This is a genomic window from Azoarcus indigens (genome assembly GCF_004361735.1).
GTDB classification, from domain to species: Bacteria; Pseudomonadota; Gammaproteobacteria; order Burkholderiales; family Rhodocyclaceae; genus Azoarcus; species Azoarcus indigens.
Genome location: NZ_SNVV01000014.1, coordinates 1 through 15,772, shown reverse-complemented (window position 1 = coordinate 15,772; position 15,772 = coordinate 1). Strand labels below are relative to the sequence as shown.

Below are 15,772 nucleotides of genomic sequence, written 5' to 3'. Positions count from 1 at the left end.
TTGCCTCGTGTAAGGAGCGTATTCCGCGGTGCGATAATGCGGGGCTTTGTCGTTAGTCTGCGCGTAGCAGTTGTTAGCACCTTGAGCGCTTAGAGGCGCTAACAGCATGCATGTATGTCTAGTGCAAGTGTCGCCAACAAATGAGCCGCAGTCCATCTCCTTGGGGAGCATTTCCGAAGGAATAACCGACTGAAGCACAAAGAGTATCCCGGTGAGTACCTTGCGGTCGTCCAGTGGCTTGCGTCCAGGAGGCCATTCCCCGGCGCGGCTTCGGCGGCGGCAACAGCGGTTCGATCAGCGCCCGCAACTCGTCGTCCAGTATCAGTTTCGCCATTTTCTCTGCCTCGGAAAAAAAGCTGAGGTTATCAAATGAAATCAGGGGTGAGCAGACCACTTCGTCATTTTGTTAACGTTTCTTAGGCCGTGGGGCGGGTGTTGTGGCCTCTTGAATCTGGCTCGTTATCTGGCGTCGGCGTGGTTCGTGAATCGTCGGAGCGCCTCTGTTTACTCTGGCTTACATGTCTTCAGCGTTGTCCGTTGCCTTGTGGAATATCGGTAAATGTCAATGAAGAGAAAAGTGTTTGTCGCCGGGCACCGGGGGATGGTTGGCTCGGCGATTGTTCGTCAGTTACAAGCCGCCGGGGAGAATGTCGTCACGCGGACGCGCGCGGAACTCGATCTAACGGATCAGGCCGCTGTTGAGGCTTTTTTTGAGGCGGAGCGGCCGACACAGGTCTACCTGGCAGCAGCCAAGGTAGGCGGCATACACGCTAACGATACTTACCCGGCCGAATTTATCTACGACAATCTAATGATTCAGGCCAACGTGATTCATTCGGCGCATGTCCACGGCGTTCAGCAACTCCTTTTTCTGGGGTCCAGTTGCATCTATCCTAAGGCGGTGCCCCAGCCCATGTGCGAGGAGGCACTGCTTACGGGCACCTTGGAGCCGACCAACGAGCCGTACGCGATTGCCAAGATCGCGGGGATCAAGCTGTGTGAAAGCTATAACCGGCAATACGGCCGTGATTACCGCAGCGTCATGCCCACCAACTTGTATGGCCCCGGTGACAACTACCATCTCGCGAACAGCCATGTGCTGCCGGCGATGATACGCAAGTTTCATCTGGCCAAACTCGCGCAAGCTGGTGATGTGGCTGCGATCGAGGCTGATGCTGTTCGATATGGCGAGATTCCCTTAGATGTCTGCAAGATGATTGGCTTCGATGCCGTACGCCGCAGTGTTGCCTGGACAGGTAGCGTTTGTTTGTGGGGTACCGGTACGCCCTATCGCGAATTCCTCCACGTCGACGACATGGCTGCAGCCAGTGTCTTCGTCATGAATCTGGACAAGGGTGTCTACGATGCCAATACGCTCCCGATGCTTAGCCATATCAACGTCGGTTATGGCTCCGATCTGACGATCAAGGAGACTGCGGACTGTGTGGCCGAGGTAGTCGGCTACCGGGGCGAGATTGCATTCGACGCCAGCAAACCGGACGGCGCCCCCCGCAAGCTGATGGACAGCGGGCGCCTCACACGACTCGGCTGGCAAGCGCGTATCGATCTCAAGGCGGGTCTTCGCAACGCCTACCACGACTACCTGCAGGGCCGCGGCTAAGCGTCACTGGAAAAAGAAGGGCCGTAAGGTCCTCAAGGAAAATCAAAGCATGTCTGAAGAAAAGCGCAAAGTCGCCCTCATCACCGGTGTTACTGGCCAGGATGGCTCATACCTTGCAGAATTTTTGCTCGATAAGGGCTACGAGGTGCATGGAATCAAGCGCCGTACGTCGCTGTTCAACACGGACCGTATTGACCATCTGTACCGCGACCGGCATGAAAAGGATGTGCGCTTCTTCCTGCATCACGGCGACCTTACCGATAGCTCCAGTCTCATCCGGATCATCCAGCAGACCCAACCGGACGAAATCTATAACCTTGCGGCGCAAAGCCACGTCGCGGTCAGCTTTGAAGAGCCGGAATACACCGCCAACTCCGACGGACTTGGTGCGCTGCGCATCTTGGAAGCCATCCGCATCCTGGGCCTTGAGAAGAAAACCCGCTTCTACCAAGCCTCGACCTCCGAACTCTACGGTTTGGTGCAGGAAATACCCCAGAAGGAAACCACCCCGTTCTATCCGCGTAGCCCCTACGCGGTGGCCAAGCTCTACGCCTACTGGATCACCGTCAACTACCGCGAGGCCTACGGCATCTACGCCTGCAACGGCATCCTGTTCAACCATGAAAGCCCCGTTCGCGGTGAAACCTTCGTCACCCGCAAGATCACCCGCGCCCTGGCGCGCATCAAGCTAGGCCTGCAGGCCTGCCTGTTCCTGGGCAACATGGATGCCAAGCGCGATTGGGGCCACGCCAAAGACTATGTGGAAATGCAGTGGCTCATGCTGCAGCAGGCGCAGCCCGAAGACTTCGTCATTGCAACCGGCGTGCAATACAGCGTGCGCGACTTCGTCGACACCGCCGCCCAGGAACTGGGCATGGCCATCCGCTGGGAAGGCGAAGGTGTGAACGAAAAAGGCTACTGGAAAAACCCCGACGGCGACAAACTCATCGTCGCCGTGGACCCGCGCTACTTCCGCCCCACCGAAGTCGAAACCCTGCTGGGCGACCCGTCCAAGGCCAAGACAAAGCTGGGCTGGACGCCCAAGACCATCTTCGAGGAACTCGTGGCCGAAATGGTGCGTGAAGACCTCAAATCCGCCGAGCGAGATGAACTCATCAAGCATCATGGCTATAAGTCGATGGACTATCACGAGTGAGTATGGACCAGCCCAAGCTGCAGCCAACTGTTGTCGCAAACAGGCATCTGCTGATTTATTGAAGGCTCGTACGTGATCGCTGCTGAACCGTCCCGACACGCAACTCAGGTCATTGCCCCAGGCCTCGCCGATAAGCACTACTGGCGCGATATTTGGCGATATCGCGGGCTGTTTATCGTCCTGGCGTGGCGCGACCTTTCCGTCCGCTACAAACAAACCATCGTCGGTTTAGCGTGGGCCTTGTTGCAGCCCTTGCTGACGATGATCGTTTTCACGATCGTCTTCAGCAAGCTGGCCAAACTGCCGACTGACGGCACCACACCCTATGCCTTGATGGTGTATGCCGGCATGTTGCCGTGGCTACTGATATCGAGCAGCCTGGTGGGCACGGCCAACAGCGTGATCAACAACGCCAACCTAGTGAGCAAGGTCTACTTCCCGCGCCTGATTGTCCCGGTCTCTTCCTTGGTCGTTTCGATAGTTGACTTCATGGTCGGCTTTATTGTCCTGGTTGCGCTGATGCTGTGGTATGGCGTCGTACCGAACTGGCATGTGGTGGCCCTGCCTCTTTTTCTGATTATGGCCATTCTTGTCAGCATCGGCCCTGGCCTGTGGGCCGCGTCGCTCAATGTCAAGTATCGTGACTTCCGCTACATCATTCCTTTCTTTGTTCAGTTCGGCCTCTACGCGTCGCCGATTGGCTTCTCCTCCAGTATCGTCCCGGAGAAATGGCGTCTGCTGTATTCGCTTAACCCGGCCGTTAGCGTGATCGATGGTTTCCGGTGGGCTCTTCTGGGCAGCCCGTCACCCTATCTCCCGGGCCTGTGGATTAGCTGTGGAGTTATTCTCCTATTTCTGTGGGTCGGCCTTTACCAATTCCGGAAAATGGAAAAAAACTTCGCGGACCTGATCTGAGTCCATTGCCATGAGCCACATTGCCATCCGTGCCGAGCGTGTCGGCAAGTCTTATATCGTGGGCCACAATATAGCGGCAGCCGACGGCAACAATAGCCTGCGGGAAGCTCTGACCAACGGCGTTCGCAACTTCGCCCGGAAGACACGCGACACCTTCGCAGGACGCCCTGTCGTGCAGGGCGACAAAGTGGAAGAGTTCTGGGCATTGAAGGATGTCAGCTTCGAGATCCGCCAAGGCGATCGCGTGGGCCTGATCGGTCGCAACGGTGCCGGCAAGTCCACCTTGTTGAAACTGTTGAGCCGAATCTCCGAACCGACGACAGGTTCGATCTCCATCACTGGACGTGTTGCCAGTCTGCTGGAGGTTGGAACCGGCTTTCATCCGGAGCTCACAGGCCGCGAGAACGTCTTTCTCAACGGAGCAATCCTTGGCATGTCCAAGGCGGAAATCGCCAAGAAGTTTGACGAGATCGTCGACTTCGCGGGCGTGGAGCGGTTTCTCGATACGCCGGTCAAGCGCTATTCAAGCGGCATGTATGTCCGGCTGGCCTTTGCCGTGGCGGCACACCTGGAGCCTGAAATCCTCATCGTCGACGAGGTGCTCGCCGTCGGTGACGCCCAGTTCCAGAAGAAATGCATGGGCAAGATGGAAAGCGTCGGACATGAAGGACGCACGGTGATATTCGTGAGCCACAGCATGCCGTCGATCACCTCCTTGTGCGATCGCGCTATTTTGTTGGAGTCCGGCCAAGTGGTGTTGGATGGCACGCCCTCGGCTGCCATCCTGCAATACTACAAAAGCAATATCGACACTCCGGGCAGCGTGAACTTTAGCGCTAGCCATGTGGGAGATCATCTGGTTCGCCTGCTGTCGGCCAGTGTCGCCGACCATGCGGGCAAGCCCATGCTCGAGACAGCGCTCGCCGACAGTTTCACGGTGAGCATGGACTATGAGGTGCTGGAAGCCTCTGCCCTGCCCTTGGCCCCGAATTTCCACTTCATGACGGCTAGCGGAGACTGCGTCTTTGTGTCCGTGGCGGAGGCCGCGCGCGTGCTGCCACCGGGCACTTACACCGCCACCTGTGAGGTGCCCGGCTATCTGCTCAACGAGGGAGCTTACTTTGTTGGCCTGGCCATGTCTTCCTTTGAAGACGGCGTCAACGTCCACTTCTACGAAAAGAATGCGTTGTCATTCAATGTCGCCGACCCCATGGCTGCGGATGCCACGCGCGGCGGTTGGGTAGGCGCCATGCCAGGCGTTGTCCGACCCAAGCTGAAATGGACTGTCACCCCTGCCTCGAATTGAAACTATGACTTCCACCCATAATCTACAGGACACTTCGGCCGATTTCGCTCGGCTCGAGGTCATGTATGAAGATCACCTGGCGCACGACGAGATCTATCAGGCCTCGCTGTTCTGGGACAAGCTCAACTGCCTGAACATCGAATGGTTACGTGATGATGGCCTGGGTAATTTTAAGCGCACGGTCAACAACAACTACTTCAACTGGATGGTGAGCACGCGTTCGGCCTATTTCCGAACGGTCGTGGGACGATACCTGCGTTCGCTCGGGCGCTTCCCGCGACGCCTGTGGCGCATCCTGACCGCCAACATCGGCGAGATGTGGCATCGCACCTATATGTCCTACACCGACAAGGGCACGGTGCTGCAGCGTCGGCTCTATGCCTTGTATGTGGTGGCGCTGGACCAGTTTGTCCGGGATCACGACGAATACGGCCTGTATGGCGCCCTGAATGAACCGACGCTGGGCAATCCCCTGTCGGTGCGCCTGGGGGAGCGCCAGGTCAGCCAGGATCTGGCGAACTCCTATCTCGAATACTGCTTCATCCGGAAATCCCTGGGCGATGCGTTCAACCAGACACATGTCATCGCCGAAATCGGCGCGGGCTATGGCCGCCTGGCCTACATGCTGCATCTGCTCAAGCAGGGTGTGGCACGCAAATTGATTCTGGTGGATCTGCCGCCCGCGCTGATGGTGTCGCAATGGTATTTGCGCAATATGTTCCCGTCAGCCAATCGCATGGAGTATCGCAACTTCACGCATTTCGACGAGATCCGCGAAGATTTCGACTGCGCGGAGATTTGCTTCCTCCTGCCGCATCAACTCGAACTGTTGCCGGACAAATCGCTGGACCTGCTGATCAACGTCAGCAGTCTTCAAGAAATGTCACGCACGCAAATCAACCATTACTACGATCTGATCGACCGCAAGGCACGTTATTTTTATACGAAGCAATGGCTTTTCTGGGAAAACCCGGAAGACAAAATGCAAGTGCCAGCAATTATTTATCCGACCAAACCTCACTGGGAATTGTGCAGTGCCAGGGTAAACCCCGTGCATCACGAATTCTTTGAGGCCCTTTTTAAGGTGTGACGCTATGAAGGCGGTAATCCTGGCCGGTGGCCTTGGTACGAGAATTTCCGAAGAAACCACGGTAAAACCGAAGCCGATGGTCGAGATTGGTGGCAAGCCCATCCTCTGGCACATCATGAAAGTCTATTCTGCCCATGGCATCAACGACTTCGTGATCTGCTGTGGCTACAAGGGCTATGTTATCAAGGAATATTTCGCCAACTATTTCATGCACTTGTCCGATGTCACGTTCGACCTAACGTCCAATGAAATGCAAGTGCACCAGAACAACGCTGAGCCCTGGAGCGTCACGCTGGTGAACACGGGCGAATCGACGATGACGGGCGGTCGCCTGCGTCGGGTGCGTGAATATCTTGGCGACGAAGACTTCTGCTTCACTTATGGCGATGGGGTCGGCAACGTCGACATCAGCGCCACCGTCGCGCAGCACAAGGCCTCGGGCCTGAAGGCCACCTTGACGGCCGTGCAGCCGCCTGGACGTTTCGGTGCACTCAATCTCGAAGGACAACGCATTACCAGCTTCCAGGAAAAGCCTGTCGGCGATGGCGGCTGGATCAATGGCGGCTACTTCGTCTGTTCGCCCAGCGTGCTGGATTACATTCAGGGCGACGACACCACCTGGGAACGCGACCCGCTCGAGAGGCTGGCGGCCGAAGGCCAACTGGGAGCCTATTTGCACCATGGCTTCTGGCAGCCGATGGACACGCTGCGCGACAAGGTCCATCTGGAAGAGCTTTGGAGCAGCGGTAAGGCAGCCTGGAAGATCTGGAAATGAATGTGGCGTTCTGGCGCGGCAAGCGTGTATTTCTGACAGGTCATACCGGCTTCAAGGGCAGTTGGCTGTCCCTGTGGTTGCAGCATATGGGGGCCGAGACCATCGGCTTTGCCCTGGAAAGTCCCAGTGACCCCAGCCTCTTCGAAGTCGCGAAAGTCGGCGAAGGCATGACGTCACTGCATGGAGACATCCGGCAGTTCGATGCACTCAGTGCCGCCATCGCGCAGCACCAGCCCGAGATCGTCATCCACATGGCGGCTCAGTCTTTGGTGCGGCTGTCCTACAGTGTGCCAGTGGACACCTACGCCACCAATGTGATGGGTTCGGTCAACCTCCTGGAAGCGGTCAGGCACTGCCCCAGCGTGCAGGTCGTCGTGATGGTCACCAGCGACAAGTGCTACGAGAACCGCGAATGGCCCTGGGGCTATCGCGAGAACGAGGCCATGGGCGGCTATGACCCTTACTCCAACAGCAAGGGGTGCAGCGAACTGGTGACCGCGGCGTACCGGCAGTCCTTCTTCGGCGCGGGCGGCCATGCCGCGCGCGTGGCCTCCGGCCGTGCAGGCAATGTGATTGGCGGTGGCGACTGGGCACTGGACCGTCTTATCCCAGACATGGTGCGTGCCACCGAACAGGGACGACCGGTCTTCGTGCGTAACCCGGAAGCGATCCGCCCCTGGCAACACGTGCTCGAACCGCTCTCGGGCTATCTCACCCTCGCCGAAAAGCTTTACGAAGGCGGCACTGGGCTTTGCGACGGCTGGAACTTCGGCCCGCGCGATGAAGATGCCAAGCCCGTACGCTGGATCGCCGAGCGTTTCACTAGTCTGTGGGGCAACGGTGCCAGCTGGGTACAAGACCAGGGCAACCATCCTCACGAGGCCCACTACCTCAAACTCGATTGCTCTAAGGCACGCGGCTCCCTCGGCTGGACGCCACGCTGGTCACTGGAGCATGCCCTGCATCACATCGTGAACTGGCATCGTGCCCATCAACAAGGCGACGACATGCGAAGCATCACCCTCAATCAAATCGATTCATATATTGCGACGAGTTCCCTATGAATTGCCGTCACTGCCAAAAACCCCTCGAACACGTCTTTCTGGACCTGGGCTTCGCTCCCCCCTCAAACGCTTATGTCAGCCGCGACGCCCTGCAACAGCCGGAAACCTATTTTCCTCTGAAGCTGTTCGTCTGTGATCAATGCTGGCTGGTGCAGACCGAAGACTATGCGGCGGCCGATGCCCTGTTCAGCGCCGACTATGCTTACTTCTCGTCGGTATCGAAGAGCTGGCTGGCACACGCCAAGCGCTACACCGAAGCGATAACGCAGCGCCTGGGCCTGGGGGCAGACAGCTTTGTCATCGAGGTTGCCTCCAACGACGGCTACTTGCTGCGCAACTTTGTGGAAGCCGGCGTCTCCTGCCTGGGCATCGAACCGACGGACAGCACTGCTGACGCCGCCGAAAAGTTGGGCGTACCTGTCCTGCGTGAATTTTTTGGTGAATCCCTGGCCAAGCGCCTGGTCAGCGAAGGCCGCCAGGCCGACCTGATCGCTGGTAATAACGTCTATGCCCACGTGCCCGACATTAATGACTTCACCAAGGGTCTGAAAGTCGCACTCAAGCACGGTGGCACCATCACCCTGGAATTCCCGCATCTGATGCGCCTACTCGAATTCACGCAATTCGACACCGTCTACCACGAACATTATTCCTACTTGTCCTTGTACTCGGTCTGCCAGATATTTGAAAAGTCCGGGCTGCGCGTGTTCGACGTGGAAGAGATCCCCACGCATGGTGGCAGCATCCGTGTCTATGGCACCCATGCCGACGACAAGCGCGAAACCACCGCCGCCGTTACGGCGTTGCTGGCCGAGGAAGAGGCGCGCGGCATGCGCGAGCTCAAGCCTTACGTCGAATTCCAGAAGCGTGCGGAACGCATCAAGGACGACCTGCTGGTCTTCCTGATCGAACAAAAGCGGCAAGGCAAGCGCGTGGCGGCTTACGGCGCGGCGGCCAAGGGCTGTACTTTATTGAACTTCGCAGGCGTCAAGCCTGACCTGTTGCCCTATGTCTGCGATGCCGCCCCCTCCAAGCAAGACAAGTATCTGCCGGGCACCCATGTTCCGATTCTTTCTCCGGATGTAATCCGCGAGCGCAAGCCCGAAGTCGTGGTGATCCTGCCGTGGAATATCCGTGAGGAAGTCATGCAGCAGTTAGCATTCATCAAGGAATGGGGTGGCGTGTTCGTTACCGCCGTGCCGCACATCGAGGTGCGTTGATGCGTTTTACGCCTACCCCTCTGGCCGGCGCCTTTGTCATTGACATAGAACGACTCGAAGACTCACGCGGCTTTTTTGGCCGGACATACTGCGAGCAGGAATTTGCGGCTCACGGCATTTTCCAGCATCCCGTGCAGTCCAATGTGTCGTTCAATGCTATGCGAGGCACACTGCGTGGCATGCATTTCCAACGTGCCCCACATGCCGAGGCAAAGCTAGTGCGCTGTACTGCAGGCCGGATCTTCGATGTCATTGTCGACATGCGCGAAGATTCGCCCACCCTGCACCAGTGGTTTGGCGTAGAACTGGACAGCACATCGCGTCGCGCGCTGTACATTCCGGAAGGCTTTGCCCATGGGTTCCAGACCCTGGAAGACGCATGCGAAGTCTTTTACGAGATGTTCAATATGTTCCAGCCTGGGTACGCCGGCGGCCTGCGTTGGGACGATCAGGTACTGGGGATCAAATGGCCGCTTGAGGTGGCATCCATCTCGGACAAAGACCAGACCTATCCTTTGCTGCCCACGCAACCATGAAAGACATTCTGTTGATAGGCGCGACCGGCCAGTTGGGCGGCAGCCTGCTGGCTGGCGCCGCTGCCGACCGCATTCACGCGCCAAACCGTGAAGTACTCGATATCACCGATGCGGAGTCGGTGCTTCGCTGCATCGACATCTATCAGCCTCGCATCATCATTAACACGGCAGCCTTCCACAACGTACCGCAGTGTGAAGAACAAGCCGACCAGGCCATGAAAGTTAATTGTGTGGCCGTCTATCGGCTTGCCCGCCTGTGTGCCGAGCGCAACATCAGACTCGTGACCTTCAGCACGGACTATGTCTTTGACGGAGGACAACGCACGCCTTACGTCGAAACCGATATGCCAGCGCCTTTGCAGATCTACGGCATATCCCGGCTCGCCGGCGAACACGCCGCCCTCGCGGCTGCGCCCCGGCACGCGTATGTGGTGCGCACCTGTGGACTTTATGGCGAGCAAGGCGCGGTTTCGAAAGGTGGCAACTTCGTCGACAAGCGTGTTGCCGACGCCAGGCAGACCGACAAGCTGGACATGTCTAGCGACCAGACCGTCATTCCAACCTACACGGCAGACCTGGCCGAAGCAGTCATCGCCCTTATCAACTGCGAGGGTGCCGAGCCTGGTGTCTACCACCTGGTCAATCAGGGCGAATGCACTTGGGCCGAATTCACCGCAGCCATCTACGAAGCCTGCGGCCTGGCCACCGTCGTAAACCCGGTGGACCGTGGCGGCTTGTCGGGCGGCATGCGGCGTCCCAGCTATTCGGTCATCGCCAACACCCGCGCGGCCGCCCTGGGCATCGAACTTCCCCACTGGCGCGACGCATTGAAGCGCTACCTGAGCCGCAAGGGCTTTAGGACAACCACGGATTAATCGCTGCATGTCATCGGCATCTACCACGGTTGCCCCCTCCTGCTCTCACTGCGGCAGCACCTGCAAGCTGCACTTCGTGACCCAGGACTACAACCGACGCATCGGCGACGAACACTTCCGCCACTATCGGTGCACACAGTGTTCGTTGCTGTTCATCCATCCGGTGCCCGATGATCTGGGGCGATACTACCCCAATGATTATTACTACGTGCCGGAGTCGATCGACTTTCTCGATAAGAACCATGGGCAAGAGAAATACAAGATCGACATCATCCGTCGATTCAAAACTTCGGGGCGTCTGCTTGAAATCGGACCGTCGTTGGGGACCTTCTCCTACGCCGCGAAACTGGCCGGATTCGAGGCCAACGCCATCGAGATGAGTACGGAGTGCAGCCAATACCTCAATAACGTGGCGCATATCCCGACTGTCAATACGGCCGACACAGACGCCGCCCTGCTCTCGCTGGAGCCGTTCGATGTCATTGCCCTGTGGCATGTGATTGAGCATCTGGTGGATCCCTGGAAGACCATGGATCACATTGCCAGAAGTCTCAAGCCTGATGGCATATTCATCCTGGCTGCGCCCAACCCCGAGGCCTTTCAATTCAAGGTCATCGGCAAGCGGTGGCCGCATGTGGATGCGCCGCGCCATCTGTACCTGATCCCCAAGGAAGTCTTGGTTGAACGCGCCCGGATGTATGGACTCACACTGGAGTCCGCCACCACCGACGACGAAGGGGCGCGCGGCTGGAATACTTTCGGCTGGGAATACTGGTTGGGTAATTTCATGCGCGATCCGAAACGCAAGGCATTCATGCACGGCATAGGGAAAAAGCTCGCCCGACTGATGCGCCGCTGGGACCAGAAAGAAGGCCGTGGCAGCGCCTATACCCTGGTATTCAGAAAGGCAGGATCATGAAGTTTTCGGTGCTGTTACCCACGCGCAATCGACTGGATCTGCTGCGCCTGGCCGTCGAGACGGTGCGACGCCAGGACTATGACGATTGGGAGGTCGTCGTGTCGGACAACGCTTCGGATGATGATATCCGCGGTTTCGTCGATGCCCTGGCAGACGAGCGCATTCGCTACATTCGCTCGGACAGCCTGATTCCCGTCACGGACAACTGGAACCGGGCCCTTGCGCATTGCACGGGCGACTACATCATCATGCTGGGCGATGACGATGGCATTCTTCCTGGCTATTTTTCATCAGCGCGTCGCCTAATCGAAACCCATGAGGCTCCCGAGGTGCTCTACACCTGCGCCTTGCTCTATGCCTATCCTGGCGTACTGATGGGCTCGCCGGACGGTTTTCTGATCAGCTACGAAAAGCGCAGCATCTTCAAAGACAGCAAGCAGGCCTTCCTGCTATCCAAGACCGAAGCGCGTGAATACGTCGATGACTCACTCGATTTCCGGGTGAACTTCGACTACAACATGCAATTCTTCCTGGTGAGCAGAAAGGCCGTTGATCGCCTGCAGGCCTTTGGCACTTTCTATCAGTCACCGTATCCAGACTATTACGCTGCCAACGTACTGCTGTACCTGGCCGACAGCATCCTGATCGTCCCCGCGCCGATGGTCACCATCGGCATCAGCCCCAAGTCATTTGGCTACTATTACTTCAATGACAAGGAGTCCGCTGGGACGGCGTTCCTGAACAATATGCAGTCCGATCCCTTGCTGGCCCATCTTGACCAGGTGGTGTTGCCGGGCACGGACATGAATAACTGCTGGCTCATGGCCATGGAAACGGTCGCCCTGCGCCTTGGCTTGAAAGCCAACCATGCCCGCTATCGCGAATTGCAGATGCGCGCCGTCTTCGCCAATGCGCTGCGCAACGATCGGCACAAGGCGTCGCGCATTGCAGCCCTGCATAAAAAGACGACTTGGCAGGAAAGACGGCAATTCGTCTGGCCATGGATGTTGGCAAACACCTTCACCAATGACGAGAAGCGAAAGAAGAAAGCCGATGAGCTCATCACTCAGGCCAAGTCGCACCCGCCTGCCGAAATGCCACCTACACCGGGGCGATTCGAGAACATGATGGAGGTCTACGACTTTTTTGCACGTCGATCAGACCCGATGTGAACAGGCCGGCCCCGAGCCTGGCGCAGTGGCTTTCAGCCCTTCACACCACGCACGACGACACGCTGGGTGTCATACGGTCTCAGCGCCGTGACGTGCGACTGACACACGTTTGACGCCCTTCCTGAGCCAGAGGCCATTCATGCAAAATTTGGTGGGTGACACCCTACCCAGCCTTGCAGTTGTTTATCTCAACCGCTGCCAGACAACATCCGAGCGGCTTGGTCGCGAGCGTTTCGTAAAGGCCTATCAACGCTTTCGTCCGACGGTACCGCATCGTCTGTACATCGTGAACAAGGGCTTTGACGCCGAGCGGCTGCCAGCGCAATATTGTTTTTTCCAGGCCTTGTCGCCTGCCTTCATCGATATCAACGATGAAGGCTTCGATCTAGTAGCTTATCGCAAGGCCGCGTTTCAGATCGACGCTCCCATCGTCTTCTTCATGAACACCTATTCAGAACCCTTGCATGCTGGTTGGCTGGACAAGGCCTATGAGGCGTTCACATCGGACACACAGGTGGGCCTGGTGGGTTTGAGTGCCAACCTGGAAACGCACTTCCCTTTCTGGCCTGGATTTCTGGAGTATCCGAACTACCATATTCGGACCAACGGTTTCATGATCGCCAGGCAAAGCTATATCGATGCGCTGGAAAACAGGCCCATGGAAAGCAAGCTCCAAGCCTATCAGTTCGAAGCCGGAGAGTGGTCTCTGACCAGAACGATTCAAGCGTCGGGGCGTCACGCCCTGGTGGTGGGGAAAAAGGGCATGGTGCCACCGGGCAAGCTGTGGCGTGCCTGCATCTTCCGGTCCGGCAGTCAAGGCAATCTGATGCTGGCGGACAATCAGACGAGGATCTATCAGGACGCTTCGACGCTGATCAAGGCCGGATTCTGGTTACGCACTTACACGCCGTTCGCTCTCATCTATCCACATCAGCGCCTGGAAATCAAGTTGCGCAACCTCAAACAACGCATTGGGTCCCGCCTTCGGTCTTTGTTGCGATGACGATGTACCCCTCACAGCACATTCATTCTTGAACGCATGCAAGCGACGATAGCCGCATCCACAGACGCAAGCCCGCGTGGCCACGCAAAACAACGACTGATTGTTTTGGTGCCCACCCATCTGGAACAGCTCGATGACGAACTGGCGGCCACCTTGCGACACAACGCCACCGAACTGCGAGGCCATGCGCTTGAGGTCATCCTGCCGGAAACCTGCAGTCCTTCCTGGTACGAGGCTTTTTTTGCTGAACATGGCATTGCCGGCTCGGTGAGGCTTGTGGCGGCACACTATTTCGGCAGCCCGGCAGCCGTCAACAAGATGGGCACGGATCCGGCCTTCTACCGCCTGTACCGCGACTACGAGTACATGCTGATCTGCCATCTCGACGCTTGGATATTCCAGGATCGCCTGGCGTTCTGGATGGATGCCGGCTATGACTTCATCGGCGCACCGCTGTTTCTGCCGCCCTGCGGCCGCACCCATTTCTTGCAGCGCATGGCCCCCTTTGGCGGGAACGGTGGCTTGAGCCTGCGGCGGGTCGACAGCTGCTTCCGTGTCCTGGAAACATTCAAGCCCGGCGTCAGCCTGCGGCGCATTGGTCAGGCGCTATGGTTTCTTGCGCGGAACCGGCGCTGGGGGTTCATCCGCATTCTGTTCTGGTTGCTGCGTGAATTGGCGCGAGACTGGCGTGGCACCTGCCAGAAGTACAACATCTACGAGGACGTGTTCTTTACCGTCATCGCCCCCTTGTGCGGCAACCGCATTGCCATTCCAGACAGCAAGACGGCGTTGACCTTCGCCTGCGAAGTGAACTATGCCCTGTTGCAAAAGGAAGTGTTGAGGCTCGCCCCCCCGCTGGGCATCCATGGCTACGACAAATATGTAGATGCCGACTACTTGGGTTATGTACGCGGATTTTTTTCCCGTAAGGCCCAGTGTTACGACAGCGAACCGGCCCTGACGAAGCCGCTAGTTTCCGTTGTCATGATCGTCAAGAACCTGATCACTTCCGGTCGCGCAGAGACATTCGACCAGGCCATCAACTCCGTGCTTTCGCAAACGTATGAACGCGTGGAAATCGTTCTGCTCGATGGCGCTTCCACCGACGGGACGTTTGCCATGCTGCAGGAGCGCTATGGCCACGCCGGCAATATCGCCTTCCATTGCAAGGCGGATCGGTCGGTGTGGGAAGGGATGAAAAATGGCGTGGATTTCGCGACCGGCGATCTGATCTCCGTTATGAACTCCGACGATTATTTCAGAACGCCGTATGCCCTGGCCCTGTTGGTGCAGAAAATGACCGCCACGAATGCCGACATGGCCTTCGGAGAAACCGGCCTGGTAACGGACAAAGGCACCGTGCCTTTTTCGACGCATCTGCCCTCCGTGCTGTATTGCTTCGGCGTCGTGCATCAAGCGACGCTGATCAAGCGAAGTGTCATCCACACCATCGACCCCTTTACCCGTGGACACATCACGGCCGAAAACCTTTTGTTCGTGGCCATTCTCATGGGGGGATTCCAGGTAGTGTCGGTCCCGGAGACCGTGGTGCACTACCGCGTCGGGGGCTTGAGCACGGAACTATACGGTGGCAAGAATGCCGAGAAGACCGCGCAAGACTATGTCCGGTACATGAAGACGCTGACCACCATCGGCCACTATCTGCAGGACGAAGAAATCCGATTGTTGCATGGCTTTAGCGGCCTGCGGCAGGTCGGGCCCGTGCGATTCACCCGCATGATCCTCAAAGTCGGTGATCGCCGGCTACGGTCACTGCTGCTGGCCGGGCTCTGGAGCATCCTGTCCCTGCACGGCAAGCAGTACGTGAAGCTGATCGTCCTGATGCTGATCAAGAAGACCAAGAAGCTGTTCGTCAAGACAAGCTAGGTGCCTGCTCCTGCAGTCGAGGTAGGCATATTCCGCGCGCAAGCGAACGGACTGTACACGTAAGTTATTAACCCGGTCCTAAAATAGAAAACAGTCGTATACTCCTGACATGGAAAAGATCGATGTCAGAAAGCTTGAGCCAGCAGCGCGCGAGCAGCTTCGGCGGACGGTGATTCGAATGCTGGGGCGCGGGCATAGCCAAACGGCGGTCGCCGCCGAGCTTGGAATCAACC

The 15,772-nt window shown here is 57.6% G+C and carries 14 protein-coding genes and 1 pseudogene; 14 read left to right on the top strand and 1 reads right to left on the bottom strand.

The window, feature by feature from the left end; genetic code table 11:
• Positions 1–117 precede the first annotated feature (117 nt).
• Positions 118–334 (bottom strand): annotated as a pseudogene (locus tag C7389_RS25490) (transposase); the annotation flags it as partial.
• Positions 335–559: 225 nt separating this feature from the next.
• Between C7389_RS25490 and C7389_RS15740 the strand changes: the two are divergent.
• From C7389_RS15740 to C7389_RS15675, 14 genes are all read left to right on the top strand, one after another.
• Positions 560–1,621 (top strand): GDP-L-fucose synthase family protein, encoded by a 1,062-nt coding sequence (locus tag C7389_RS15740; protein WP_168977714.1) that lies wholly within the window; start codon positions 560–562, stop codon positions 1,619–1,621.
• 49 nt (positions 1,622–1,670) lie between these two features.
• Positions 1,671–2,777, top strand: coding sequence for a GDP-mannose 4,6-dehydratase (gmd, locus tag C7389_RS15735; protein ID WP_133593186.1), 1,107 nt, complete (start codon positions 1,671–1,673; stop codon positions 2,775–2,777).
• A 72-nt stretch (positions 2,778–2,849) separates the two neighbouring features.
• Entirely contained in the window at positions 2,850–3,692 is an 843-nt protein-coding gene (locus C7389_RS15730) for an ABC transporter permease (RefSeq protein WP_211168588.1), read from the top strand.
• Positions 3,693–3,702: 10 nt separating this feature from the next.
• Positions 3,703–4,998 carry an ABC transporter ATP-binding protein gene (locus tag C7389_RS15725; protein ID WP_133593184.1) on the top strand — a complete coding sequence of 432 codons (1,296 nt, stop codon included), beginning with the start codon at positions 3,703–3,705 and terminating at the stop codon, positions 4,996–4,998.
• A gap of 4 nt (positions 4,999–5,002) precedes the next feature.
• Complete coding sequence (locus tag C7389_RS15720) at positions 5,003–6,088, top strand: putative sugar O-methyltransferase (RefSeq protein WP_133593182.1); 1,086 nt, start codon at positions 5,003–5,005, stop codon at positions 6,086–6,088.
• Positions 6,089–6,092: 4 nt separating this feature from the next.
• Complete coding sequence (rfbF, locus tag C7389_RS15715; RefSeq protein ID WP_133593179.1) at positions 6,093–6,863, top strand: glucose-1-phosphate cytidylyltransferase; 771 nt, start codon at positions 6,093–6,095, stop codon at positions 6,861–6,863.
• A complete protein-coding gene (gene rfbG, locus C7389_RS15710) occupies positions 6,860–7,927 on the top strand; it encodes a CDP-glucose 4,6-dehydratase (RefSeq protein ID WP_211168587.1) in 1,068 nt (355 codons plus the stop codon). Before rfbF ends, rfbG begins: the two co-directional genes overlap by 4 nt.
• Positions 7,924–9,147 (top strand): class I SAM-dependent methyltransferase, encoded by a 1,224-nt coding sequence (locus tag C7389_RS15705; RefSeq protein WP_133593175.1) that lies wholly within the window; start codon positions 7,924–7,926, stop codon positions 9,145–9,147. The genes rfbG and C7389_RS15705 overlap by 4 nt, the downstream gene beginning before the upstream one ends.
• On the top strand, positions 9,147–9,683 hold the full coding sequence (gene rfbC, locus C7389_RS15700) for a dTDP-4-dehydrorhamnose 3,5-epimerase (protein ID WP_133593173.1): 537 nt from the start codon (positions 9,147–9,149) through the stop codon (positions 9,681–9,683). The genes C7389_RS15705 and rfbC overlap by 1 nt, the downstream gene beginning before the upstream one ends.
• On the top strand, positions 9,680–10,558 hold the full coding sequence (rfbD, locus tag C7389_RS15695; RefSeq protein WP_133593171.1) for a dTDP-4-dehydrorhamnose reductase: 879 nt from the start codon (positions 9,680–9,682) through the stop codon (positions 10,556–10,558). Before rfbC ends, rfbD begins: the two co-directional genes overlap by 4 nt.
• 76 nt (positions 10,559–10,634) lie before the next feature.
• Positions 10,635–11,477, top strand: a complete 843-nt coding sequence (locus C7389_RS15690) for a class I SAM-dependent methyltransferase (RefSeq protein WP_162851756.1) — start codon at positions 10,635–10,637, stop codon at positions 11,475–11,477.
• Positions 11,474–12,649: a glycosyltransferase family 2 protein gene (locus C7389_RS15685; RefSeq protein ID WP_133593167.1), complete on the top strand. Its 1,176-nt coding sequence runs from the start codon at positions 11,474–11,476 to the stop codon at positions 12,647–12,649. The genes C7389_RS15690 and C7389_RS15685 overlap by 4 nt, the downstream gene beginning before the upstream one ends.
• Before the next feature lie 139 nt (positions 12,650–12,788).
• A complete protein-coding gene (locus tag C7389_RS15680; protein ID WP_133593165.1) occupies positions 12,789–13,652 on the top strand; it encodes a hypothetical protein in 864 nt (287 codons plus the stop codon).
• Between the two features lie 108 nt (positions 13,653–13,760).
• Positions 13,761–15,539, top strand: coding sequence for a DUF5672 family protein (locus C7389_RS15675; RefSeq protein WP_133593163.1), 1,779 nt, complete (start codon positions 13,761–13,763; stop codon positions 15,537–15,539).
• The last annotated feature ends 233 nt before the right edge of the window (positions 15,540–15,772 follow it).